Genomic DNA, 23,691 nt, shown 5'->3' with positions numbered 1-23,691 from the left:
TGTGTGAGGTTTTGAATCATCCTTACTTGCAGGAAGAGCATGACATTTTTCGGCGCTCACTTCGGCAATTTTTACAAAAAGAGGCTGTGCCGTATTACGATAAATGGGAAGAAGACAAACAAGTCTCCCGCGATTTTTGGCGGAAGTTGGGGGAACAAGGCTACCTTTGTCCGCAAGTCGATGAAGCATACGGAGGACTGAACACGGATTTTGGTTACGCGGTGATTATTAACGAGGAAATGGAAAAGGTCGGCGGGGGGCTGCTCGGCATCGGTCTTCATAATGATATTGTCATGCCTTATATTGAGACATATGGGAACGAGGAGCAAAAGCAACGATGGTTGCCGAAGGCGGTTAGCGGTGAGATGATCTCCTCGATTGCCATGACCGAACCCGGTGTGGGCTCAGACCTCGCGGCCGTTAAGACGACGGCGGTCAAAGACGGGGACGACTATATTATCAATGGCGAAAAAACGTTTATTACCAACGGGCTGCTCACCGACCTTGTCGTTGTCGTTTGTAAAACAGACCCAAAAGCAGACCCGGCACATAAAGGCATCAGTTTGATCGTTGTGGAGGACGGAACGCCGGGTTTTTCGAAAGGGAAACAACTACAAAAGGTTGGTCAGCACTCGCAAGATACGTCGGAGCTCATTTTTGAAGATGCCAGGGTGCCGGCAGAAAATCTGCTGGGTGAAGAGAATCAAGGATTTTACTATTTAATGGAGAAGTTGCAACAGGAACGACTCATCGTAGCGATCGGTGCGATCGCCAGTGTGGAAAGAATGATCGAGATTACGATGGATTACGTCAAACAACGAACGGCTTTCGGCCGCCCGATCAGCAAGTTCCAGAACACGCAGTTTAAAATGACGGAAATGGCAACAGAAGCCCAACTGGGTCGTACATTTATCGATCAGCTTATCAAGAGACATATGGCAGGGGAGGGTGTCGAGACGGAGGTATCGATGGCCAAATGGTGGACGACGGATCTGGCGCAAAAGGTAGCGACAGAATGTATGCAACTGCACGGGGGCTACGGGTATATGGAAGAGTATGAAATCGCGAGAAGATACCGGGACGTTGCCGTCGCCTCCATCTATGCTGGATCAAATGAAATCATGAAAAATATCATTGCGAAAAACCTTGGGCTGTGATGCCCGTAACAACAGGAGGCCCCTTTTATAGAAAAGGGACCTTCATTTTTTCGATGTCTGGCCACGGCGAAGCGTTTTTTGGGTTATACAGGTGAAATCACGCTAATGGCTCACAATACATCACGTTGACGCCCTAACGTCTTTGTCTATAGTGGATTAGGTCATCAAAAGCGGGTGATGAAGCCCTATCGTCTTTGTCTATAGTGGATTAGGTCATCAAAAGCGGGTGATGAAGCCCTATCGTCTTTGTCTATAGTGGATTAGGTCATCAAAAGCGGGTGATGAAGCCCTATCGTCTTTGTCTATAGTGGATTAGGTCATCAAAAGCGGGTGATGAAGCCCTATCGTCTTTGTCTATAGTGGATTAGGTCATCAAAAGCGGGTGATGAAGCCCTAACGTCTTTGTCTATAGTGGATTAGGTCGCCAAAAGCGAAAGATGACACCCTAACGTCTTTGTCTATAGTGGATTAGGTCGCCAAGAGCGAGTGATGAAGCCCTAACGTTTTTGTCTATAGCGGATTAGGTCGCCAAAAGCGAAAGATGACACCCTAACGGTTTTAGCTATCACACGTTAGGGCGCCATTACCAACGATGGTGATCGGACTATCTCGGGTGTTATCGGCGTTTCAACTACTGGTGATCATTCTTTCATTTTAGTCGGTTTGCACTAATCCTCTGCATCATCTTCATCGTCGCCATCATCCTCGTTATCATCGTCTCCGGCATCATCTTGTTCTTCGTCAGCGCCGCTATCATCTTCAGGAGCGTCTTCACTGGGTTCATCGACGTTCTCTTCAGTAGGTGTCTCTTCCACAGAATCATCCGGTGCTTCCTCAGTCGGATCTTCCGATGAATCTTCATCCGGCGTTTCTTCTTCGGGCGCTTCCTCAGGATCAGGCGTCTCTTCTTCGTCGGCCGGTTCTTCCGTTGATTCTTCATCCGGTGCTTCGTCTATCGGTTCCTCCGGTGCTTCTTCTTCCTGCACTTCTTCTTCCGGCACTTCTTCGATGTCGTCCTCGGCTTCGTCTTCTTCACGTGGTTGTGGATCTGTAGAATCATCCGTTTGTGGTGACGGGTCGCCCTCGCATACATAGAGCTCTCCGTTTCCGCATACTGAATCAGGGCGAGTGAAGTCTTCAGTTCCCTCTCCCTCATGAACGTTGGCCATGATATGGCGGAAAATATCCCTTGCGATTTGTTGTTCTTCGCCACTGGCTAAATAGCCGCTGCTGCGTTCCCCTTCATGCCCCGTCCAGACAGCAGCTGTATAACGCGTCGTGTATCCGTTGAACCATATGTCCGGCACCGCGCCATCGGGGAAGCCGTAATTTTGTCGTTCATCTTCGGTAAAGTTCGATGTTCCGGTCTTGCCAGAGAGCGGTAATCCGTCGACATTGGCACGCTGGCCGGTCCCGGCCGGATCTGTCAATACCCCTTTGAGCATATCACTCATCATATAGGCGGTATAATCATTCATCACCCGCTCCGAGTCAGGAGTGAGCTCGATTTCGTTGCCATCCCGAAAAACGATCTTGCGAACACTGTGAGGTTCGTTGTAAACACCATCATTGCCAAAAGCAGCATACGCCGCTGCCATATCCAAACTCGAAATCCCTTCGCTAAAACCGCCCAGTGCATAGCCCTCCGTCATATCATTTTCAAAGTTGAGTCCAAGACCTTCCGCAAATGACTGCGCATCAGCAAGGCCTACTTCCTGCAAGGCTTTCACCGCGGGGATATTCAAGGACCGTACCAGCGCATCGCGCATGGAAACACTTCCGCTATAACTCCCGCTATAATTTCGAATCGCTGTTCCGTCCGAATATTCATGTGGCTCATCGACGATGGTCTCACCCGTCGACCATTGCAGATAGTCAATAGCCGGTCCGTAATCAAGGAGCGGTTTAACGGTAGAACCTGGCTGACCACTGGCAGCGGTCGCATGATTCCACCCTCTTTCGGCTTCGCTTTCTTGTCGGTTGCCAACCATGGCACGAATGGCCCCGGTTTCGGTATCAAGCAGGGTAACACCGGCCTGAAAGGCTTCATCATCCGGATATTGAGAGATATAGTCATCGCTTTGGATGACGTCCCGTGCGTAATCCTGGGCCTCGATTTCAATGGTTGTATAAATGTCAAAACCGGCCGCGTATAAATCGACGGTTTCTATGCCATCGATGTCTTCCACTTCTTCCATGACATGATCGATAAACGACTGATAGGCGAAATTGTCACCTGCGGGTGTGAACTCCAGCTGATCCTCAATGCTGACTTCCCGAGCCTCTTCTGCTTCTTCATCGGTGATCAACGCTTGTTCCTCCATCAAGGAGATAACTAAATCTCGCCGTTCCTCGGCAGCCTCCGGATTACTGTCCGGATTGTAGTGGGCAGGGCGCCGCGGAATCGCCGCCAATACAGCCGCATCCGCAATCGTGAGCTCATTTAATTCTTCTTTATTGAAGTAGCGGATGGATGCTTCGCCGACCCCCCAGGCGCCACTGTCGAAATAACTGATGTTCAAATACATTTCCAGAATTTCATCCTTGGAATATTGCCGTTCCAGCTGCAGGGCGAGCCATTGTTCCTGCACTTTCCTTTTGACTGTCTGGTCGGTCGATAAAAACGCTTGTTTCACTAGCTGTTGCGTAATCGTACTCGCGCCTTCGGCACCGAATCCGTCAGTAATATTCGCGACAACGGCGCCACCGATCCGACGGATATCAATGCCGCTATGATCATAAAAACGATAATCTTCCACAGCGATAAAAGCGTCTTTAAGATGCTCCGGCATTTCGGAAATATTGCGATAAGAGCGGTTTTCCGTCCCCTGTAAACGACCGACCTCCTCGTCGTTCATATCATAAATCGTCGCTCCTTCGGAAAACAGGAGTTCATCGGGGTCCAGCGGAGGAGCATCCCAAATATATGCAGCAGCTGTGGCCGTTCCTGCCATCGTGCCTATCAACAGGACGATCATTATGCTGATCAACACTTTTTTAAACTTGGGTCGTTTGTTGTTTTTCCCGCTTGACTTCGCGTCTTCAGCACGGCGTCTGTCCATCCGTGATTGGTAATTAGCCATTTGTTCCCCTCTCATAATTTTTAAAAATTATTTTAAGATCAACTTATTTTAAGCTGAAACAGGCAGAAAAAGCAATAAAGAAAACTTGGCTTATCGCCAATCATGGCGAAAGCCTTAGTTGCACTTATGCAGGATAAGAAAGCTTATACTTTCTTACCTGCCAAAAAAGCTCTGGTGTCGAGGTGAATATTTTCCTTCTATAGTGGCATACTACGGCTAATTGCAAAGGAGGTAGGTATGATGGCAAAACCGGACGACCGTTCCGACAACCCGGAGAGAATCGAAAGGAATATCGGACACACGCTGCAAAACCACAATGAGGCCGAGGATTACCTAAAAGCTCACGACGAAGAACTGAGTGAAGAAGAAAAACAACAAATCGAAGAGAAGAACGAGCGGCGCGAAGAAAGCATTGAGGCCATGCGAGACGAGATTGAAGATGAGGTTCAGGACCAACGGCGCTCTTAAAAACCTTTCAAACAGGGCAAGTGATCGTTTTAATACGGTGGCTTGCCTATTTTAATGCGATTCATTATGCTATAATAAATGCATTATTTTCAGATTTTAAGGACCGCATAAGCAATGGATATTAATCAAGTCATCTTATTTATAATGGCGTGCTTCCTGATCGTAAGTGCCCTGGATTACATCGCGGGGTCGAAACTGGGGCTCGGGGAAAAATTTTTCGAAGCTTTTCGGATGATGGGGCCGCTTGCCCTTGTGATCGTTGGGATCGTGGCTCTCGCGCCCATTTTGGCCGAGGGTATTCAATGGGTCAGCGAGCCGATCCATGAAAGATTCGGGATTGATCCGGCGGCATTGATCAACACGTTTCTGGCCCTGGATATGGGCGGTCACGCGTTGGCCGTTGAGTTGGGCGAAAGTGAAGCAGCGGCTGTGTTTGCCTGGGTGTTCATCGGAACGAGTTATGGGGCGACCATATCGTTTACGGTGCCGGTCGCGATCAGCCTGCTGAAAAAAGAAGATGTGCCCCGTTTCACACGAGGCATCTTACTAGGTCTCGTTTGCGCGCCTCTAGGCTGTGTCATTGGCGGCCTCGTTGCCGGCTTTTCCCTAGGCATGATGCTCGTAAATTTAATGCCTGCTTTGTTTTTATCTGTCATCATTGGCGCGGGACTCCTTTTTTATGAAGCGCAAACGATTACACTTTTTACATATCTAGGAAAAACGGTTACAGCGATAGCTGTTATAGGTATCATCCTTCTTGGCGTTGAAGCACTTACGCCGTTCCCGCCCATTCCCGGGCTTGCGTCTTTATCGGAAGGGATCACTATCGTCGGTCAAATCGTGCTTGTTTTGGCCGGGGCATTTCCCCTCGTCTATGTATTGACCCGGCTGCTGGAGCGTCCATTGAGTCGTGTCGGTGAACACATTGGCATGAATGCAAAAGCCAGCGCCGGTTTACTCGCGGCCCTCGCTCACACGATCCCGGCTTTCGCGATGTTTTCGGAAATGAATCGCCGCGGGAAAATCATCGTGGCTGCGTTTTGTGTCAGCGGGGGCTTTGCCTTAGGCGGACACCTCGGGTTTGTCGCAGGGGTCGATGCCAATTACGTATTCGCGATGGTGGTTGGAAAACTTGCCGGTGGACTGGCGGCGGTGTTGTTGGCATTTGTGAGTGTAAGAGATTGAACAAATATAGAGGAGATTAATGAGAGAGAGAACCTGTCATCTCCTCTTCTCTATCTTACTTAGCGTACTTTTTTCAAGCCCACCTCAAGATCGATGGAGCGGCGGGACAATAAATCAATGACCGCTTCCTGATTCTCTTGCTTTTGTTCGATGTTTTTTGTGATGTTGTTGATTTCTTTTACGGATTGTTCCAATTGGTTAAAACGCTTTTCATAGATAAGGGAACAATAATTCTTTTTTCAAGCTTATTTTTAAGCCGGTTTTCGGAAGGAATATAGGGCGAAGCCGAGAGCCAGCAAAACCAGCACACTCCCTGCCCACGACGTGGCGACGACCGACGTTTGTTGGACGACGACCCCGCCGAGACCGGATCCGGTGGCGATCCCGAACTGCAAGGCGGAAGTGTTCACACTTTGCTGGATATCCGATGTCTCCGGTGCCGTTTGAATCAGATAACTTTGCTGGGCCGGGGCGATGGACCAGCTTAACATTCCCCAGATCACGAGAGCGAATGGAAAAAGCAAGGGGAAGGATGTGGCTGACGGCAGGATGAGTAGAATAAGCGCGAACAGGATAATAAAAGTAATGACGGTCGGTTTTGCCCCGATGCGATCCGTGAGCCAGCCCCCTACACCGCCACCGGTTACCGCGGAGATGCCAAAGACGAAAAAGGCGACACTTATCCAAAACGGTTCCAGTTGCATAGTTGTCTCCAGAAAGGGGGCAAAATAGCCATACAGCATATAATGGCCCGCGAGGATGAGTAACGTGACGAGATGGGCAGTGAAGATTTTTCCGCTTTTTAACGATGTGATTTGCTGTCGAAGTGATGTAACATGTCCGGGGGTGATCGGTTCCAGAAAATAAAAGATGATCACCCCCGCGATCAATGTTAAAAAGGCGATTAATAAAAACAATATACGCCATCCAAAGGCATTACCGAGCAGGACCCCGATCGGTACACCCAACACTAACGCTGAACTGACACCCATTGTGATAATGCCGATGCTGCGAGAGCGGTAAGCGGGTTCGACGATTTTGGGCGCGATCGTAAGCGATAAAACGATAATTAAAGCGGCACTCATCGCCGTGATCACGCGTGCAACGATCAACATTTCGTAATTCGGACTTGCGTAGGCAAGCAGATTGGCAAAAAAGAAAACCGCCAGAGAAGATAAGTACAACCTTTTACGCTCTATTTTTGATGTGAGCGAGAGTAGCACGGGGCCGGAGACAGCGAACACGAGGGCGAAAACGGTAATGAGCTGACCCGCCGCTCCTACGGAAACCTGTAAATCCTCAGCGATTAACGGTAAAATACCGCCGATAATCAATTCAACCATGCCGACGACGAATGCCGATATAGCAAGGACGAAGACGCGAAAATTCATGATGTTCAACCTTCTTTAATGTAAATAATGGATAACTTTATTATTTTAACGCAAGCTTTGGTTTATCACAACAGCCACGGTTTGTTTTGTGTCATCGTGATTCGGGTATGTCGTAAGAGAACCTATATCGATGGAACAGGAGTGTGCGATCATGAAAGCTGTTGGATTTTATCAAAGTCTGCCGATTACGGATGAGAACAGTTTACAGGATGTAGAAGTGGAAAAGCCGCAAGCGGCAGGGAAAGACTTACTCGTGAAAGTCAAGGCGATTTCCGTCAATCCCGTGGATACAAAACAACGCCGTGGAGGCGATCCTGAAGGGAATGAACCTAAAATCCTCGGCTGGGATGTCGCCGGTGTCGTCGAAGAAGTTGGAAATGAAGCAGAACTTTTCAATGTCGGCGATGAAGTTTACTACGCGGGAAGCGTAACCCGGCCCGGCGGCAATAGCGAGTTTCATTTGGTCGATGAACGTATTGTCGGTAAAAAGCCTGAAAAATTGGATTTTGTGGAAGCGGCTGCCTTACCCCTGACGACGATAACAGCCTGGGAAGCCCTCTTCGAGCGCATGCACTTATCGATGCAAGCGGATGCCAATAAAGGAAATAGCATATTAATCATCGGCGCGGCCGGCGGTGTAGGCTCGATTGCCACACAGATAGCGAAGTTATCGGGACTCGAGACGATCGGGACCGCTTCCAGAAAAGAATCTATAGATTGGGCGAAATCCCGCGGCGCGGATAAAACCATCAACCATTATGAGCGGTTTATGCCGCAATTGGAAGAACCTGTAGATTACATCCTATGTTGCAACAATACCGATCAGCATTGGGAAAATATGGCGGAGGCAGTAGCGCCCCAAGGCCATATTGTGACGATCGTAGAAACAAAAGAAAAACAAAATCTCGATCAACTTAAAAATAAAAGCGCTTCATTTTCTTATGAATTTATGTTTACGCGTTCCATGTATGGCACCGAGGATATGATCGAGCAACACCGTCTACTGAATGAAGTGAGCAAGCTTGTGGACGAGGGGAAAATCCACACGACGTTAACGGAGCATGGCGGCGCTATTAACGCTGAAAATCTTCGGAACGCCCATGAAAAAATCGAAAGCGGCAAAATGATAGGAAAAATTGTACTGGAAAACTTCTAGGGAGAGAGATTATGTATGATTACATCATTATCGGCGGAGGCATCGTTGGCCTCGCCACGAGCAAAGCCATCCACGAACGTTATCCAAAAGCGAACGTTCTTCTTATAGAAAAAGAACAGGAAGTCGCCGCGCATCAAACCGGCCATAACAGCGGCGTCATTCATTCGGGGATTTATTATAAGCCCGGGAGCCTCAAGGCGAGATTTGCAACGGCTGGCAATCAGTCGTTGACCGAATTTTGTCAAGCGCATGACATTCACTATGAAAAATGCGGGAAGGTGATCGTTGCGACGGAACCGGAAGAGGTTGCCGCCATGGAACGGTTATATGAACGCGGACGTCAGAATGGTCTGGCCGTGAAAAAACTGACTCCGGCGGAGTTGGCGGAAGTGGAACCAAACGCGCGCGGTTTAGGGGCTATTCAGGTGCCGAGTGCCGGCATTGTCAATTTTAAAACCGTTACGGAAAAGTTCGCGGCGCTCTTTCAGGAGAACGGCGGTCATTTGCAATTAGGCACGGAAGTGACGGCTATCGCAGAAAATGAGAAACAAGTGACCGTGGACACGCCTCAGGGTTCTTTTACAGGAAGGTTCATGATTAACTGTGCAGGGCTACATAGTGATCGCATCGCGCGCCTGGCCGGGTATCACACAGATGTTAAGATCGTGCCTTTCAGAGGGGAATATTATAAGTTAAGGGCGGAGAAGCGGAACCTTGTTCAAAACTTGATCTATCCCGTTCCCAATCCTGATTTTCCCTTTCTCGGTGTCCATTTTACGCGCATGGTCAACGGGGAAGTAGAAGCCGGGCCAAACGCGATTCCGGGTTTAAAGCGGGAAGGGTATCGAAAGCGGGATGTGAGCATTAAGGATACTGCCGAAGTCCTTATGTATGAAGGTTTCTGGAAAATCGCGCGCCAATATGCCAAAACAGGTGTGGGCGAGATGACACGTTCGTTCAGCAAGCAAAAATTTGTGAAAGGGTTGCAAAAGCTGATCCCGCAAGTTCAAGCGGAAGATATTGTCCCCGCCCCTGCCGGCGTAAGGGCGCAGGCCCTCTCCAGTGACGGACAACTTTTGGATGATTTTATGTTTATTTATGGAAAGAAAAGCCTTCATGTCTGTAATGCGCCTTCTCCGGCGGCTACCGCGTCGCTTGAAATAGGGAAGGAAATCGTTCGCCAACTGAAATAAGTTAATCTTTACTTTTTTCCAGTCTTCGCAAGGTATAGTCAAATGTGATCCCGATATGATTTAGAGTAAGTTTATCCGTCGTATTGTTTTCATAGGTTTCTCCTCTATCTCGTGCTACAATCATAATAGGATGGTCTGATAACGGAGGAGGAACCGCGACTTGAGTCATTACGCTGAAAAAATTCGCGACATTATTGATACAGTTGAAAAAGTGGTTGTCGGCAAGCGGGAAGAGATTACATTAACACTAACCGCCCTGCTTGCCCGTGGTCATGTGCTGATCGAAGATGTTCCGGGTGTCGGGAAAACGATGCTCGTGAGGGCGATAGCTCGTGCAACGGGAGCAGACTTTAAACGGATCCAGTTCACACCCGACTTGCTACCTTCCGATGTGACAGGCATCTCGATTTACAACCAACATACGAAAACATTTGAATTCCGGGCAGGGCCGGTTATGAGCCATATTTTACTCGCGGATGAAATCAATCGTACATCGCCGAAAACCCAGTCCGCTCTTTTGGAAGCGCTGGAAGAAGGGAATGTAACCGTTGATGGCGAGACGTATGATTTGTTTGATCCGTTTTTTGTGATGGCCACGCAAAATCCGATTGAACACGGCGGGACCTACCCGCTTCCCGAGGCCCAACTGGATCGCTTTTTATTCAGAATCAAGCTTGGCTATCCGGGGCGAGAGGAAGAAGTGGACATGCTGGAACGTCTCGAGCACGGCCATCCGATTGACGAATTGCCCGCGGTCGTCCATGTCAAGGATTTACAGATGATGCAGGCCGAAGTGCCGAACGTCTATGTCAGTGACGCGGTCAAACAGTATATCGTCGCCATCGTTCGGGAAACGCGGAATATGGACGAAATCGAGCTCGGAGTGAGCCCGAGGGGATCGATTGCGCTGATGCGCGCTGCCCAGGCGTATGCTTATATAAACGGCTTTCATTATGTCCGGCCCGATGATGTGAAATTACTCGCACCCTATACACTGGGGCACAGGCTTGTACTGGAAACGGATCTGCTGAGTTCTGAAGGAAAAGCGCATAAATTGATCGAGCGTATGCTCACACGGATATCGGTACCGGCGACGAGAAAGGATATAGTTAAATGAGGATCAGATGGCGGCAGGGCTTACGCGTTTTCGCCGTACTTTTGTTGCTCGCGGTTCTGTTTGCCTATGCCATGGTCCAGGGGGGATTTGTCAGTTGGTTTCTCTTCTATAGCGTGTCCGTATTATTATTCGTAGGCCTGCTTTTTATCGTTTTCCCCCTTCGGTTTTTAAATGTCGAACGTGTGATGGCGAATCGTCAATTGGCTCACGGGGAGACGACAAAAGTCTATGTAAACATATCTAAAAAGAGTTGGTGGCCGCTTTTGTTTTTGGGCGTTCGCGACCGGGTGCCATCGGGGTTACAAATCGAGAGTCACCCGGGCGCGTTCTTTTTGATGTTGTTTTCGAAACAAATAGAATATAGCTATCTCATAAAAGCTGAAAAACGCGGCTCGTACACATATGAGCACGTAAACGTGGAAACCGGAGACCCTTTTGGCTTTTGGAAAAGAGAGAGAAAATTGCCGGTCAAAAGTGAGGTGCTCGTCTACCCGCGCATTACAAAGTTGCCATTCAAGCTACAGAATATTCGTAGCAAAAAATCGACAACCGATCGTGCCGGTGTTCAACGCTTCAGTCACGAGGAAACGCAAAATTTTTCGAGTGTCCGCGAATACGAAGCCGGCGACCGTCTAACGAGCATTGACTGGAAAGTGTCTGCCCGTCTCGGAAGGCTGGCAACGAAAGAATTTGATACGGAAGAGGGCGAGGGCTTCACGATTTTGCTCGACGGGCGGGTGAATGATCGCCAGGCATTTGAAGAGGCCGTAGAATGGGCGGCTGCAGCCGTCCATAACATCCATGAACAACAGTCCCCGGTCAATTTTGCATGCCTGGGAACGGGAATGACGGTTCTCTCAGCGGGCAATGATCGTACGCACGTGCGGAAAGTCATGAACGCGTTGGCAAGGGTGGAACCTTCATCAACAGATGAGCGGGACCCATTCCCTACATCGTTTCGTTTCTTGCCGAGCGTTATCTATATGATTCCCGAGATGAGTGATTCCGCTATGAAAGAAATCAGGCAGATGCAACAAAGACACGAGTTATTTGTTTTGTACAGCGACCGGGAGACCGCACAGCTCCCCTTGAAACAAATGAGGGTCAAAACGATTGCGATGCCGACCAAAAGAGGAAGGAGGCGATAGTCATTTCACAATCAACCTCTTTTTTAAAACATCCCCAGTATGGAATCGCTTATATGCTTGCCTTTTTAGTGGTTGCAGAATGGTTGTATCCATTACCGTATATGAGTGACACGGCTTTTATGCCGTTATTTCTGTTTGTCACCGCGATTTTCTTTATCATCATCGCGATCCCTATGCATTGGCTCATTCGCTTCCTCATTTTTGCCATTATGATTACATTTAGCCTTGATTATATTTTTATAGAGGAAACGTATTTGTCTTTCGGGTGGTGGTCATTGTTTATAACGGAAGTATGGGAGCAGAGTGGCCGTGTGTTTAGCGGAGAGTGGCTACAGTTAAGTGAGTTTTACCGGAGTTTGTTACTCTTTATATTGTTGGCGATGGTCAGTTATCTCACTTATTACTGGGTCGTTATCGCCCAGCAGATTCTTTTTTTTATCATAGCGAGTGTCGTATATATCGGGATTCTCGACGTATTTACGGCTTATGACGGTTCGCTGGCCGTTATTCGCTTGTTCATTTTTGGCTTTTTGCTGTTTGCCTGTATCTATCTTTCGAAGATGAATCTGCGCTATCCGAATGTACGGGCGGGGCATTGGGGGCGTTTTTTGGCCGTTGCCCTGACGGTTATGGCCCTGGCCGTCCTCGTCGGTTGGCAAGCCCCCAAGTATGCCCAGCAATGGCCGGACCCGCTCCCTTATGTCGAGGAAGCCACAGGGATTGACACGACGGGGTGGGGGGAAGGCGAACAGACACGTAGAATTGGCTATGGCGAAAATGATGAACGGCTCGGCGGCGGGTTTGTTATGGATGATGTCGAAGTGTTTACGGCCAGATCAGAGACGTCCGATTACTGGCGAGGAGAATCGAAACACGAATATACCGGCCACGGTTGGAGAGATGTTGAAGAGCCTGACGTTGGTCCGGAGATGACCGAGCAACTCGAAGGACAAGCGGCATTATACGAAGAGGCGACCGAAACAGAAACACTTGAAGCGGATGTTTCCTTTCATGAGCCCCTTTCGGGTGAAGGAGATGTATTGTTTAGTCAAGGAGCGCTACAGGACGCGAGTGCCGATCTGGATGAAGAGCATTCCATTTTCATTAATGATGAAAATGGGCGCGCCGAATTTTGGGGCGGGGAGGACGTTGAGGATACGCTGGCATTGACGCTCACGTATGACAATCCCGAGTTCCCGATTGAACGTATGCAGGAAGTGGACCATGAGGATGATGGGCATAGTGACCCGGAAGCGATCACCGATAGGCATCTGCAACTGCCGGAGGAATTGCCGGACAGGGTCGGGGAGCTTGCTGAAGACGTGGTGGATGGAGAAGATAACCGCTACGACCGAGCGCGCGCGATTGAAAGCTACCTCACCGGCCCCGACTTTGAATACGAAACGAGCGATGTGCCTGTTCCTGAAGAGGGCCAGGATTATGTGGATCAGTTTTTGTTTGAGACACAAATCGGTTACTGCGATAACTTCTCCACGGCGATGGTTGTCATGTTGCGTTCTGTTGATATCCCCGCCCGCTGGGTGAAAGGTTTTACCTCCGGGGAAGAAGTAGCAGTAGAGGATGATGGTTACAGCGAATATGAAGTGACCAATGAAAATGCCCATTCTTGGGCCGAAGTTTATTTTCCTGACGTCGGTTGGGTCCCGTTTGAACCGACGCCGGGCTTCTCGAATGAAACGGACTTTGCTATGGCAGATGTCGAAGGGGATGACATAGACGAAGAAGAGTTAGAGCAGGAATTCGAACAAGACATGGACGACATGATGCCTGAAGAAGAGGAAAGCGATGAAGAAACGGATGCTGGGGCACAAGCGAGCGATGAAGATGAGGGTGAATTTCCTTTAGGCTTGCTCGGGGGCATGGGGGCCGGATTATTTCTGGCCGGAGTGATTACTTTTGTCTTCCGTGGCAAACTTATAAGGAAGTGGATGCAAAGGCGCTACCGGGGCATGACGAGCGGATCGGTGTTCGCGCGCGCCTACGAAGCATTGCTTTGGTATCTTGGCTGGATCGGTTTGAAAAGAGCCGGGCACGAAACGCCACGGGAATTTGCCAAGCGTGTCGATGATCGCTTTGACACGAAAAATATGTCGTCTTTAACCGCGCTTTATGAAGAATATTATTACGGAAATCAGGAGCTTCCACAGTTGCCAACCGATACAGAAGAACGATGGTTGCAGTTGATCGAGAAGATATCAGATCATTGACCGGCTCTGGCGAGGACTGTAAAATAATCACCGTTATTATAAAAATTCGAGGTGCCGTCCCATGGATAAAGAAATCAATGAAACGATTGCCGTCCTTGACTTTGGCGGACAATACAATCAATTAATCACGCGTCGCATTCGTGATTTGGGTGTCTATAGTGAACTCTACCCTCACACTGTAAGCGCCGAAGAGTTAGGCGCGCTCAACCTTAAAGGGATCATATTCTCAGGCGGGCCCGGCAGTGCCTACGTCGAAGGAGCCCCAAACTGCGATCCTGCCCTTTATGATCTCGACGTGCCCATTCTCGGCATCTGTTACGGCATGCAATTGCTCACCCATCATTTCGGTGGTAATGTCGAGGCCGCGGATTATCGTGAATATGGGAAAGCGGTGCTTGAGGTGAGCGAATCCGCGAAGTTATTTCAAGGGTTGGCGAGCGAGCAATCGGTCTGGATGAGTCATGGCGATTTGATCACCGCGCCTCCGCGCGGCTTTCAGACCGATGCCACCAATCCGATGACCCCGGTCGCGGCGATGAGCAACGAAGAGATGAACCTTTATGGCGTACAATTTCATCCGGAGGTACGTCATACGGTTCATGGCGACGACATGCTTCATAATTTCGTATATGACATCTGTCGCTGCCGGGGCGAATGGACGATGGAGAATTTCATTGATCATGAGGTGGAAAAAATTCGTGAGAACGTAGGGAATCGCCACGTGCTCTGTGCCCTGAGCGGCGGGGTCGACTCCTCGGTCACCGCGATGCTCGTGCATCGGGCCATCGGGGATCAGCTCACCTGTATTTTTATCGATCACGGCTTGTTGCGTAAAGATGAAGGCACGCGTGTGATGGAAATGTTCGAGGGTGAATTCGATATTAACGTTATGAAAATCGATGCCTCCGAACGCTTTTTAGCGAAATTGCAAGGCGTCTCCGACCCGGAACAAAAACGTAAGATCATCGGCAATCAATTTATCTATATGTTTGAAGAGGAGTCCTCGAAGCTGGAAAATATGGACTTTCTCGCGCAGGGAACGTTATATACGGATGTGATTGAAAGCGGAACGGCAACAGCGGAGACGATCAAATCCCACCATAATGTGGGTGGTCTTCCCGAGGATATGAAACTGGATTTAATTGAACCATTGAACACGCTGTTTAAGGATGAGGTGCGCGCGTTAGGCACTGAGCTGGGCTTGCCGGAAAGCTTTGTGTGGCGGCAGCCGTTCCCGGGTCCCGGTCTTGGCATACGGGTGCTTGGAGAAATCACACCGGAAAAGCTTGAGATCGTACGCGAGTCAGATGCCGTGCTGCATGATGTGCTGGAAAAAGCCGGACTGGACAAGGATATATGGCAATTTTTTACCGCCTTGCCCGATATGCGAAGCGTGGGGGTGATGGGAGATACCCGCACTTATGATTACACCGTCGGTGTCCGCGCGGTCACGTCGACGGATGGTATGACCTCAGACTGGGCACGCATTCCCCATGAAGTACTGGAGGCGATCTCGACGCGGATCGTCAACGAAGTGCCCCAGGTGAACCGTGTCGTGTATGATATCACCTCCAAACCGCCATCCACGATTGAATGGGAATAATTAAAGGGGGACAAAAGAAATGAACGTCGAAATCTGGTCGGACATCGCCTGTCCGTTTTGCTATATCGGAAAAAGAAAATTCGAGGACGGTCTGCAACAATTTCCACACCGGGATGAGGTCGATGTAACGTTTAAAAGTTTTCAGCTGGATCCTTACGCGGAAAAAGAACAATCGCAATCGACCGCGGAAATGCTTGCGGACAAGTACGGTATGTCTCTGCAAAAGGCTGAAGAAATGAATCAACAGGTCACTGAACAGGCAAAAGAGGTCGGCTTGGACTATCAGCTTGAATCATCCGTACTGACAAATACGAAGGATGCTCACCGTCTTAGCCATTTTGCCAGGGAAGCAGGCAAGATGGAAGCGATGATGGAACGGTTGTTAAAGGCGTACTTCACAGAAGGAAAACACGTCGGCGATCACGATACACTCGCTGCGCTTGCAGAAGAAGTCGGGCTCGATGGAGAAGCTGCCCGTGCCATGTTGGAAAGTGATCGGTATGAAGATATTGTGCGGGAAGAGATGCAGGAAGGGGCAGACATCGGCGTTCAAGGCGTACCGTTTTTCGTCTTTAACCGCAAATACGCAGTATCCGGCGCGCAGCCACCAAAAGCTTTTCTCGAAGTCATGGAGAAAGTTCACGAAGAAGAAAGTGAAAACAAGGTTAATATTGTCAGCCAAGGAGAAAGTTGTACGGATGAAACGTGTTAAGGCGTAATTGACACGGATCTGCCGGCATCGTAAAATGATATTCGTCAAAAATAAATGCTTCATATAATCGTGGGAATATGGCTCACGAGTCTCTACCGGAACACCGTAAATGTTCCGCCTATGATCGATAGATGTATATCTCTCGGTCGTTTCGCCTATGGGCAACGGCCGTTTTTTAGTTTCGCAGAGGAGGCTTAACGTTGAAAAATTATTTTCGTTTCGAAGAACGAAACACGAATTATCGCACAGAAACCCTTGCCGGGCTCACGACGTTTTTGGCCATGGCCTATATCCTTTTCGTAAATCCGCAAATTCTCAGTGACGCGGGCATGGACATGAACGCGGTCTTCTCGGCTACCGCGATCGCGGCTGCCATCGGTACAGCGGTCATGGCCTTATGGGGGAAATATCCCATCGCTTTGGCTCCCGGGATGGGATTGAACGCTTTTTTCGCTTATACCGTCGTCATAGGTATGGGGATTGACTGGGAGATAGCGCTCTTTGGCGTTTTTATGTCCGGAATTATTATGATTCTTATCACCCTTTTTAAAATCCGGGAAGTGATTATTAACGCCATCCCGGCGGAGCTTAAATATGCCGCGGCGAGCGGGATCGGGCTGTATATCGCGTTTATCGGCATGCAGAACGCGGGGATCGTTGTCCCTGATGAATCCACTTATGTCACGCTCGGGAATATGACGTCTCCGACGACGTTGCTGGCCGTGTTTGGCCTTGTCGTGACGACGATCTTTTTGGTGCTGGGAGCTCGCGGCGGTATATTTTATGGTATAATCCTAACAGCTGTTGCGGGGATCATCACCGGCTTGGTGGACATGCCTTCAGCCATCGTCGATACCATTCCAAGCCTCGCGCCGACATTCGGTGCGGCGTTTACGGGATTAATGGAAGTGGAATGGACGGCGGCGCTAACTATGCAATTAATTGTCGTTATTCTAACCTTTTTATTCGTCGATTTTTTCGACACGGCAGGAACTCTTTACGCGGTAGCCACCCAGGCAGGTTTTGTGAAAAATAACCGGCTGCCCAACGCCGGTCGTGCGCTCTTATCGGATGCCTCTGCGACGTCTGTCGGCGCGGTTTTAGGGACGTCAACGACGACCGCTTTCGTTGAATCAACCTCCGGAGTGGCCGCCGGCGGGCGAACGGGATTCACCTCGCTCGTGACCGCCGTTTTGTTTCTCGTCTCGCTTTTTTTCTCCCCGTTACTTGCCGTCGTAACGGAAGCTGTGACAGCAGCTGCGTTGATCATCGTTGGCGTACTGATGGCTTCGGCTCTGAGATTGATCGAGTGGGACAAACTGGAAATCGCGCTGCCGAGTTTTCTTACCGTCGTGGCGATGCCGCTGACGTACAGCATCGCGAACGGCATTGCACTTGGCTTTATGTTTTATCCGATCACCATGCTATTAAAAGGGGAAGGCAAAAGCGTTCATCCGATTATGTACGTGCTTTTCTTCGTATTTGCCGGGTATATATTCTTCCTGTGAAGGTAAAAGTATAAAGAAAACTTGGCTTATCGCCAACCTGGCGAAAGCCTTAGTTGCCAAAAAACCCGGAGAGAGAGGTTCATCATGGTGCGGCAGATATTTTTTGTTATATCGTTTATGATCGTATTTTTATCCCCCGAACTGCCAATGGATTTGGAATCTGGCGAATGGCGTTTGAACATTGATGTGCCTGAGTTTGCTGATAATCTCTGCCAACCGGGCCAAACGGATATGTACGCTTTAAAACTTGAGAATACAGGGGGTAACAAAGAAAACGTTACGGTGCATACGTTTCGCAAGGAAGACGGAAAAATGCATGATTACGGATTGACCATGGATGAACAAGATACGCTCGAGAGGGCGGAATTTCTGAATTTCAGCCCTCTCCCCGTTCATGATCGTGTCGAAGACATTGAGGTATTGATCCTCTGGCAAGAGGAGGCCGATGGCCGAATTTTGAAGCAAAGCTTTACGGTTCCCTTGCCATGATTATCAAGGCAAGCCCGGGATTTTACCTGTCTGGAGGAGAAACAGCCCAATGATGACCTCGAATAACCTTCAAAACTGTTAGAAAGTCGTCCATTCGGACAAAAGAAGGGGCTGATCAGCAAAAATTTTCCGAATGATAGGCTCATTCGGACACACCCAGCGTCGCTTGGCAAAAAATGTCCGAAAGAGGGTTTATTTTGGACAAATCGAGAGGGAAAGCTGCAAAAATTGTCCGTAATAATCGTCCATAGAACGACCAACATTAGGAAACACTCGTCCCATTCGGCAACGGCATATCCGGTTTGAGCAAAACGACATCTTCTTTTTCCGGAACGCCGCCGATAACGAGGACTTCCGATGTGAAACCGGCAATTTTACGCGGGGGGAAGTTGACGACGGCTACGACTTGTTCGCCGATGAGTTGATCAGGTTCGTAACGGTTTGTAATCTGTGCGCTCGATGCCTTGACGCCTATCTCTTCCCCGAAATCGATCTCAAGGGTGATAGCGGGAACCTTCGCGCCGGTGAGATGTTCTGCCTTTAAAACGGTGCCGATGCGGATGTCCAATTTCGTGAAATCCTCGATGGTTGCGATAGTGATCATCCTTTCCATAAAAAAATTAACGCAGCCCCCCCGATTGAGGAACTGCGTGGGTTCACGCGGTTATGTAAATGGTGGAGCCAAGGGGGCTCGAACCCCTGACCTTCGCGCTGCCAGCGCGACGCTCTCCCTACTGAGCTATGGCCCCAATCCTATCGGCAACAATTCATAATATAACAGGAATCGCTGACGAGCGTCAAGAAGGAATGGAGATTTTGTCGATTCTTTTTAATCTTCCTTCACCGCTACAAACCGTAGCCTGACATAATCGGCGAACCAGGTATCGTCATCGACAAGGGCGGGTTCGGCGAAAGTAATCGTGCGTTCAAGCACAAATTCCCGGTCTTCTTCGCTTAGTGGATCCAATAAGGGGTCAGCGAAGTTTTTCATCCAGGACTTAAGGCCTTCCGGACCGTTATTCAATGGAGTCGGGCGTTGAAATTGTGCGGCTTGTTCAACTGTGAAGCCATTTTTTTCGAGTAACGTAGCGTATTCTGCTAAACTTGGGAAGTACCATGGAAATATGTCGGGCATCGGCTCCTGTCCGATTTCGACGAAGGCCATATTAATCGCGGCGATAATGGTGGCGATATTTTCTTTGGCGCCCATTTCGCCGACGAACCTTCCTCCCGGTTTCAGCGCTTTGGACACGGAAGCAATAACGCTTTGCGGATCGGTCATCCAATGAAGAGCCGCATTTGAAAAGACGGCATCAACAGGGGTGTCCACTTGAAAATCCGTGCCGTCGGCTTCAATGAAAGTCATAGCCGGGAATTGTTTTTTTGCTTCTTCGATCATCGCTTTTGAATGGTCGATGCCGGTCACTTTGGCACCGGACTCTGCAATTCGCGAAGTAAGCTGTCCGGTCCCGCAGCCCAGATCAATAATGTGCTCGCCTTCTTTTGCGGCTAGCCATTTTAATACATCTTCCCCGTAGTGGAGAACATATTGGGCTGTATTGTCATAAAGGGTGGGGTCCCATATTTTGGCCGCCACTTGCTGTTGTTCTGTCAAACTCATACACTCCTTTCAAAAGCGATGATATGGTATCTTTATTATAATGAAGGTACAGGATGTGTGTTAAAAAATCAACTTTTTGAACGCATAAATTTCTAAGCGAGGGCATTGACAATGAACACGATTTGTGTATTCGCCGGTTCAAGTCCCGGAAAGCAAGAAGCTTATGCTCATGCAGCTCAGCAACTGGGACAACTGTTTATAGAAAAGAATATCCGCCTCGTTTACGGCGGTTCCCGTGTCGGCTTGATGGGTGAGGTGGCTGAAGAGATGCTCAGTGCCCGGGGTGAAGTCATCGGTGTCATGCCGGAGGGGTTATTTCGTGGCGAAGTGGTGCACCGCTCATTAACATCTCTCGTTGAGGTTGGGGGCATGCATGAGCGCAAAGCAAAAATGAGTGATCTCTCCGATGGTTTTATCGCGTTACCCGGAGGCGCCGGCACGTTTGAAGAATTGTTTGAAATTTATAGCTGGGCGCAAATCGGCATTCATGAAAAGCCTATCGGCCTTTTAAATATAGAAAACTATTTCCGGCCGCTTATGAAAATGATTGAACATAGTGTTCAAGAAGGTTTTTCCCAGAAAGATAATCTGGAATTGCTCAATGTCGATGCCTCACCACGAAAGCTACTAGAAAAAATGGCGTCCTATCAACGTCCACAGCTGCGGTCCAAATGGGAAGAATAACGACTGATCATCCTTCATAGATTTGCTATTAGAAGGGATACTCTCGCAATCCAGGAGGATGATCGCTGTGGAAGAAGGATCTATGCGGGTGAAAACGATCAAGGAGATTCACCGTAAAAGATTAAAACGCAAGTTCTATACATTTGGAATCTTTTTTTCTATTATCGTGGTGACGATCTTTTTTTCCTTGAATTATATGGGCGATATAAGCCAGGGACAGGCGCTTGAGTCGAATATTCAAGCGGAAACGGACTGGCACACATTTTTATATGAATATATTGGCAGTGGATCAAACTATAGCTGGGGAGGGAATCCGTATTTCTACCTCGCCTACAATGGAGAAGGGTATTATTTAATTCAGGTCGAACAGGACCATCGTACGGTGGAGCAAGTGACGCCGTTGGAAGATAGGCGGACATTCGCCGTCGTTTATGAAAATTACGATATTCAATAGATAAAACCGAAGGAGGATTTCGGTCATGAAACAAGGGAGCGCCGTTGTCGTATTCAGCGGTGGACAAGACAGCACGACTTGTTTATTTTGGGCGTTGGAACGTTTTGAAAAAGTATACGCGGTTACATTTGCGTATGGGCAACGCCACGATAAAGAAATAGAGGTGGCTCGTGAGATCGCACATGATGTCGGCGTGGAACATACGGTGCTCGACATGAGCTTGCTCAATCAATTGGCGCCGAATGCGCTCACACGCGACGATATCGAAGTAAGCGAAGGCGAGGACGGGGAATTGCCGAGTACGTTCGTGCCCGGGCGTAATTTGCTGTTTCTTTCTTTTGCCTCGATTTTTGGCGAGCAGCGCGGTGCGTATCATATCGTGACCGGTGTGTGCGAGACGGATTATAGTGGCTATCCGGATTGTAGGGACGGGTTCGTGAAGTCGTTGAACGTCACGCTGAATTTGTCGATGGATGACACCTTCGTACTGCACACGCCCCTTATGTGGCTGGATAAAGCTGAGACGTGGAGATTGGCTGATGATTTGGGGCAGTTAAAATATGTCCGGGAACGCACGCTCACATGTTATCATGGAGTGATCGGCGCTGGCTGCGGTGAATGCCCGGCGTGTCAATTGCGTAGACAAGGGCTTGAGACATATTTAACCAGCAAGGACAGGGATGCTTAATGCTGCAACAATTTTATCCGCAAGTCTTTCATGATTATCGTTATGAATTGAATAAAGACATGCAGATGGCGGCGGCCCATTTTATTGACCATCAAGACGCAGGCCGTTGCAGGGATACGCACGGCCACACGTATTTTATAAATATTACGATCGCGGGGGACGCACTTGATGATGCCGGATTCCTCGTCGATTTTAAGACGTTGAAGGATGAGATTCACGGCGCCTATGATCACACGCTTTTGAACGACCACCCCCGGTTTGCAGAAGGTTTGCCGACGACAGAAGTGGTGGCGCGCGTGTTCTGGGAGCAAGTGGACGAACGATTGGCTGCCCGGGAAAACCGTCCGTATTGCTTGCAAGTGCTCGTCCGCGAGACGCCGACGAGTTATGCGATTTATCGTCCGAAGCGAGGCGACCATCGATGAGTAGCAAAATTCCAGTTTTAGAAATTTTTGGTCCTACAATTCAGGGGGAAGGGATGGTCGCCGGCCAGAAAACGATGTTCGTTCGCACCGGTGGCTGTGATTATCGCTGCGCATGGTGTGATTCGGCGTTTACATGGGATGGAAGCCAGAAAGCAACGCCGATGACGGCGGATGACATTATGGCCAAGCTTGAGCAGACCGGCGGCGGTCGTTTTTCGCATGTGACGATCTCCGGGGGGAATCCGGCGCTTCATGTCGGCATTGCTGAGCTGATTGAACGTTTTCAGGAAAAAGGTATTGCATCGGCGGTGGAGACGCAAGGGTCTTTTTGGCAAGACTGGCTGCTGAATGTGGACGATGTCACGATTTCTCCGAAACCGCCGAGCTCGGAGATGACAACGGACTGGTCACGACTCGATACATTCATGATGCGGTTATCCGCGCGCCGGGACGGGAATCATAACCTGAAAATCGTGATTTTTGACGAAGAAGATTTGGTATATGCGAAGCAGGTACACGGGCGTTACCCGGACGTGCCTTTGTATTTGCAAGTTGGAAATGATGACCTGGACAATCAAGATCCTGCCCGGCTCCGCGATCATTTGCTGGAGAAGTATGAATGGCTCGTAGACCGGGTGATGGCAGACCCCGAACTCAATCGCGTGCGCGTGTTGCCGCAAATTCATGCCCTGTTATGGGGAAATAAACAAGGCGTTTGAAGGAGCATTCAAATGACAGAAGAAAACCACGCCGAGTTAACGCAGCTCGGAAATGAAGGAACGCAGTACAACTTTGAATACGACCCCGGATTGCTAGAAACGTTTGACAATCAACATCCTTATCGGGATTATTTTGTCAAATTCAACACCCCGGAATTTACCACTCTCTGTCCGATTACGGGGCAACCGGATTTCGCGACATTGTATATCAGCTACATCCCCGACGAGAAAATGGTGGAAAGCAAATCGCTGAAAATGTACTTGTTCAGCTTTCGCAATCACGGGGACTTTCATGAAGATGTCATCAACATTATCGTCAACGACCTCGTCGAGGCAATGGCGCCGAGATATATTGAAGTATGGGGCAAATTCACGCCCCGCGGCGGGATATCGATCGACCCGTATGTCAATTATGGTAAGCCGGAAAGCAAATACGAGCAAATGGCAGAGCAACGCTTGCTCTACCATGATCTTTATCCGGAAACGATTACGAATCGGTGATGAGACGCAGGCCTGGAGAGATCCGGCCTGTTTTTTCACTTTCGGTATGGCTCTACTGGCATTTGGGGGATCACCGAGCCCTTCTGATCCCTTTCGGGCCGGCTCCACTGTCTTTTGAGGGATCACCGAGCCTTTCTGATCCCTCTCGGGCCGGCTCCACT

Annotated in this window: 23 protein-coding genes, 1 tRNA gene and 1 riboswitch; of the genes, 18 read left to right on the top strand and 6 right to left on the bottom strand. The window is 49.2% G+C overall.

What is annotated here, in order from left to right:
- Positions 1-11: 11 nt before the first annotated feature.
- Positions 12-1,157 carry an acyl-CoA dehydrogenase family protein gene (locus tag BLS58_RS10510; protein ID WP_176764712.1) on the top strand — a complete coding sequence of 382 codons (1,146 nt, stop codon included), beginning with the start codon at positions 12-14 and terminating at the stop codon, positions 1,155-1,157.
- 668 nt (positions 1,158-1,825) lie between these two features.
- Here the strand turns inward: BLS58_RS10510 and BLS58_RS10505 are convergent.
- The gene (locus BLS58_RS10505) at positions 1,826-4,240 is read right to left on the bottom strand and encodes a transglycosylase domain-containing protein (RefSeq protein WP_176764711.1); all 2,415 of its coding nucleotides are present in this window, start codon (positions 4,238-4,240) and stop codon (positions 1,826-1,828) included.
- Positions 4,241-4,480: 240 nt separating this feature from the next.
- On the opposite strand from BLS58_RS10505, the gene tlp reads away from it, so the two are divergent.
- Both tlp and eutH read left to right on the top strand, forming a co-directional pair.
- Positions 4,481-4,708, top strand: coding sequence for a small acid-soluble spore protein Tlp (gene tlp / locus BLS58_RS10500; RefSeq protein ID WP_090398690.1), 228 nt, complete (start codon positions 4,481-4,483; stop codon positions 4,706-4,708).
- Between the two features lie 114 nt (positions 4,709-4,822).
- Positions 4,823-5,893, top strand: coding sequence for an ethanolamine utilization protein EutH (eutH, locus tag BLS58_RS10495; RefSeq protein WP_090398688.1), 1,071 nt, complete (start codon positions 4,823-4,825; stop codon positions 5,891-5,893).
- Between the two features lie 59 nt (positions 5,894-5,952).
- Here eutH and BLS58_RS18175 read toward each other — a convergent pair whose 3' ends face one another.
- Both BLS58_RS18175 and BLS58_RS10490 read right to left on the bottom strand, forming a co-directional pair.
- Positions 5,953-6,087, bottom strand: coding sequence for a hypothetical protein (locus BLS58_RS18175; protein WP_281241004.1), 135 nt, complete (start codon positions 6,085-6,087; stop codon positions 5,953-5,955).
- Between the two features lie 57 nt (positions 6,088-6,144).
- A complete protein-coding gene (locus tag BLS58_RS10490) occupies positions 6,145-7,284 on the bottom strand; it encodes an MFS transporter (RefSeq protein ID WP_090398686.1) in 1,140 nt (379 codons plus the stop codon).
- Positions 7,285-7,435: 151 nt separating this feature from the next.
- On the opposite strand from BLS58_RS10490, the gene BLS58_RS10485 reads away from it, so the two are divergent.
- The 9 genes from BLS58_RS10485 to BLS58_RS10445 all read left to right on the top strand — a co-directional run bounded on the left by BLS58_RS10485 (position 7,436) and on the right by BLS58_RS10445 (position 18,438).
- Positions 7,436-8,440: a zinc-binding alcohol dehydrogenase family protein gene (locus BLS58_RS10485; RefSeq protein ID WP_245723136.1), complete on the top strand. Its 1,005-nt coding sequence runs from the start codon at positions 7,436-7,438 to the stop codon at positions 8,438-8,440.
- Positions 8,441-8,451: 11 nt separating this feature from the next.
- The gene (gene lhgO / locus BLS58_RS10480) at positions 8,452-9,633 is read left to right on the top strand and encodes an L-2-hydroxyglutarate oxidase (protein ID WP_090398682.1); all 1,182 of its coding nucleotides are present in this window, start codon (positions 8,452-8,454) and stop codon (positions 9,631-9,633) included.
- Positions 9,634-9,793: 160 nt separating this feature from the next.
- Positions 9,794-10,750 (top strand): AAA family ATPase, encoded by a 957-nt coding sequence (locus BLS58_RS10475; RefSeq protein WP_090398680.1) that lies wholly within the window; start codon positions 9,794-9,796, stop codon positions 10,748-10,750.
- On the top strand, positions 10,747-11,898 hold the full coding sequence (locus BLS58_RS10470) for a DUF58 domain-containing protein (RefSeq protein ID WP_090398678.1): 1,152 nt from the start codon (positions 10,747-10,749) through the stop codon (positions 11,896-11,898). Before BLS58_RS10475 ends, BLS58_RS10470 begins: the two co-directional genes overlap by 4 nt.
- A gap of 53 nt (positions 11,899-11,951) precedes the next feature.
- Complete coding sequence (locus BLS58_RS10465; RefSeq protein ID WP_090398676.1) at positions 11,952-14,126, top strand: transglutaminase domain-containing protein; 2,175 nt, start codon at positions 11,952-11,954, stop codon at positions 14,124-14,126.
- Between the two features lie 61 nt (positions 14,127-14,187).
- Positions 14,188-15,729, top strand: coding sequence for a glutamine-hydrolyzing GMP synthase (gene guaA, locus BLS58_RS10460; RefSeq protein ID WP_090398674.1), 1,542 nt, complete (start codon positions 14,188-14,190; stop codon positions 15,727-15,729).
- 19 nt (positions 15,730-15,748) lie between these two features.
- Positions 15,749-16,441: a DsbA family oxidoreductase gene (locus BLS58_RS10455; RefSeq protein WP_090398672.1), complete on the top strand. Its 693-nt coding sequence runs from the start codon at positions 15,749-15,751 to the stop codon at positions 16,439-16,441.
- Positions 16,442-16,480: 39 nt separating this feature from the next.
- A riboswitch (purine riboswitch) is annotated at positions 16,481-16,582 on the top strand.
- A 59-nt stretch (positions 16,583-16,641) separates the two neighbouring features.
- Entirely contained in the window at positions 16,642-17,949 is a 1,308-nt protein-coding gene (locus BLS58_RS10450; RefSeq protein WP_090398669.1) for an NCS2 family permease, read from the top strand.
- An 84-nt stretch (positions 17,950-18,033) separates the two neighbouring features.
- A complete protein-coding gene (locus BLS58_RS10445; protein ID WP_090398667.1) occupies positions 18,034-18,438 on the top strand; it encodes a hypothetical protein in 405 nt (134 codons plus the stop codon).
- Between the two features lie 262 nt (positions 18,439-18,700).
- Here BLS58_RS10445 and csaA read toward each other — a convergent pair whose 3' ends face one another.
- The 3 genes from csaA to BLS58_RS10430 all read right to left on the bottom strand — a co-directional run bounded on the left by csaA (position 18,701) and on the right by BLS58_RS10430 (position 20,053).
- Positions 18,701-19,033, bottom strand: a complete 333-nt coding sequence (csaA, locus tag BLS58_RS10440) for a chaperone CsaA (protein WP_090398814.1) — start codon at positions 19,031-19,033, stop codon at positions 18,701-18,703.
- Positions 19,034-19,111: 78 nt separating this feature from the next.
- Positions 19,112-19,187: transfer RNA gene (locus tag BLS58_RS10435), tRNA-Ala, on the bottom strand.
- An 80-nt stretch (positions 19,188-19,267) separates the two neighbouring features.
- On the bottom strand, positions 19,268-20,053 hold the full coding sequence (locus BLS58_RS10430) for a class I SAM-dependent methyltransferase (RefSeq protein ID WP_218126209.1): 786 nt from the start codon (positions 20,051-20,053) through the stop codon (positions 19,268-19,270).
- A 117-nt stretch (positions 20,054-20,170) separates the two neighbouring features.
- Here BLS58_RS10430 and BLS58_RS10425 point away from each other — a divergent pair, with 117 nt between their 5' ends.
- From BLS58_RS10425 to queF, 6 genes are all read left to right on the top strand, one after another.
- Positions 20,171-20,743 carry an LOG family protein gene (locus tag BLS58_RS10425; protein ID WP_090398663.1) on the top strand — a complete coding sequence of 191 codons (573 nt, stop codon included), beginning with the start codon at positions 20,171-20,173 and terminating at the stop codon, positions 20,741-20,743.
- 67 nt (positions 20,744-20,810) lie between these two features.
- Positions 20,811-21,197 carry a hypothetical protein gene (locus BLS58_RS10420; protein ID WP_090398661.1) on the top strand — a complete coding sequence of 129 codons (387 nt, stop codon included), beginning with the start codon at positions 20,811-20,813 and terminating at the stop codon, positions 21,195-21,197.
- A gap of 25 nt (positions 21,198-21,222) precedes the next feature.
- Positions 21,223-21,885, top strand: a complete 663-nt coding sequence (gene queC / locus BLS58_RS10415) for a 7-cyano-7-deazaguanine synthase QueC (protein WP_090398659.1) — start codon at positions 21,223-21,225, stop codon at positions 21,883-21,885.
- On the top strand, positions 21,885-22,310 hold the full coding sequence (queD, locus tag BLS58_RS10410; RefSeq protein WP_090398657.1) for a 6-carboxytetrahydropterin synthase QueD: 426 nt from the start codon (positions 21,885-21,887) through the stop codon (positions 22,308-22,310). Before queC ends, queD begins: the two co-directional genes overlap by 1 nt.
- Entirely contained in the window at positions 22,307-23,029 is a 723-nt protein-coding gene (gene queE / locus BLS58_RS10405; protein ID WP_090398655.1) for a 7-carboxy-7-deazaguanine synthase QueE, read from the top strand. Before queD ends, queE begins: the two co-directional genes overlap by 4 nt.
- 12 nt (positions 23,030-23,041) lie before the next feature.
- Positions 23,042-23,530 carry a preQ(1) synthase gene (queF, locus tag BLS58_RS10400; protein ID WP_090398652.1) on the top strand — a complete coding sequence of 163 codons (489 nt, stop codon included), beginning with the start codon at positions 23,042-23,044 and terminating at the stop codon, positions 23,528-23,530.
- The last annotated feature ends 161 nt before the right edge of the window (positions 23,531-23,691 follow it).

Origin of the sequence: Natribacillus halophilus, assembly GCF_900100185.1 — a bacterium.
Taxonomy (GTDB): domain Bacteria; phylum Bacillota; class Bacilli; order Bacillales; family Marinococcaceae; genus Natribacillus; species Natribacillus halophilus.
The sequence above is the reverse complement of the archived record's forward strand: the minus strand, read 5'-3'. Positions and strand labels throughout refer to the sequence as shown.

Bases quoted from the DNA above. Each gene is read 5' to 3' on its own strand.
- BLS58_RS10505 (WP_176764711.1), bottom strand. From the start codon at position 4,240: ATGGCTAATTACCAATCACGGATGGACAGACGCCGTGCTGAAGACGCG.
- tlp (WP_090398690.1), top strand. From the start codon at position 4,481: ATGGCAAAACCGGACGACCGTTCCGACAACCCGGAGAGAATCGAAAGG.
- eutH (WP_090398688.1), top strand. From the start codon at position 4,823: ATGGATATTAATCAAGTCATCTTATTTATAATGGCGTGCTTCCTGATC.
- BLS58_RS10490 (WP_090398686.1), bottom strand. From the start codon at position 7,284: ATGAATTTTCGCGTCTTCGTCCTTGCTATATCGGCATTCGTCGTCGGC.
- BLS58_RS10485 (WP_245723136.1), top strand. From the start codon at position 7,436: ATGAAAGCTGTTGGATTTTATCAAAGTCTGCCGATTACGGATGAGAAC.
- lhgO (WP_090398682.1), top strand. From the start codon at position 8,452: ATGTATGATTACATCATTATCGGCGGAGGCATCGTTGGCCTCGCCACG.
- BLS58_RS10470 (WP_090398678.1), top strand. From the start codon at position 10,747: ATGAGGATCAGATGGCGGCAGGGCTTACGCGTTTTCGCCGTACTTTTG.
- BLS58_RS10465 (WP_090398676.1), top strand. From the start codon at position 11,952: ATGCTTGCCTTTTTAGTGGTTGCAGAATGGTTGTATCCATTACCGTAT.
- guaA (WP_090398674.1), top strand. From the start codon at position 14,188: ATGGATAAAGAAATCAATGAAACGATTGCCGTCCTTGACTTTGGCGGA.
- BLS58_RS10455 (WP_090398672.1), top strand. From the start codon at position 15,749: ATGAACGTCGAAATCTGGTCGGACATCGCCTGTCCGTTTTGCTATATC.
- BLS58_RS10445 (WP_090398667.1), top strand. From the start codon at position 18,034: ATGGTGCGGCAGATATTTTTTGTTATATCGTTTATGATCGTATTTTTA.
- BLS58_RS10425 (WP_090398663.1), top strand. From the start codon at position 20,171: ATGAACACGATTTGTGTATTCGCCGGTTCAAGTCCCGGAAAGCAAGAA.
- queC (WP_090398659.1), top strand. From the start codon at position 21,223: ATGAAACAAGGGAGCGCCGTTGTCGTATTCAGCGGTGGACAAGACAGC.
- queD (WP_090398657.1), top strand. From the start codon at position 21,885: ATGCTGCAACAATTTTATCCGCAAGTCTTTCATGATTATCGTTATGAA.
- queE (WP_090398655.1), top strand. From the start codon at position 22,307: ATGAGTAGCAAAATTCCAGTTTTAGAAATTTTTGGTCCTACAATTCAG.
- queF (WP_090398652.1), top strand. From the start codon at position 23,042: ATGACAGAAGAAAACCACGCCGAGTTAACGCAGCTCGGAAATGAAGGA.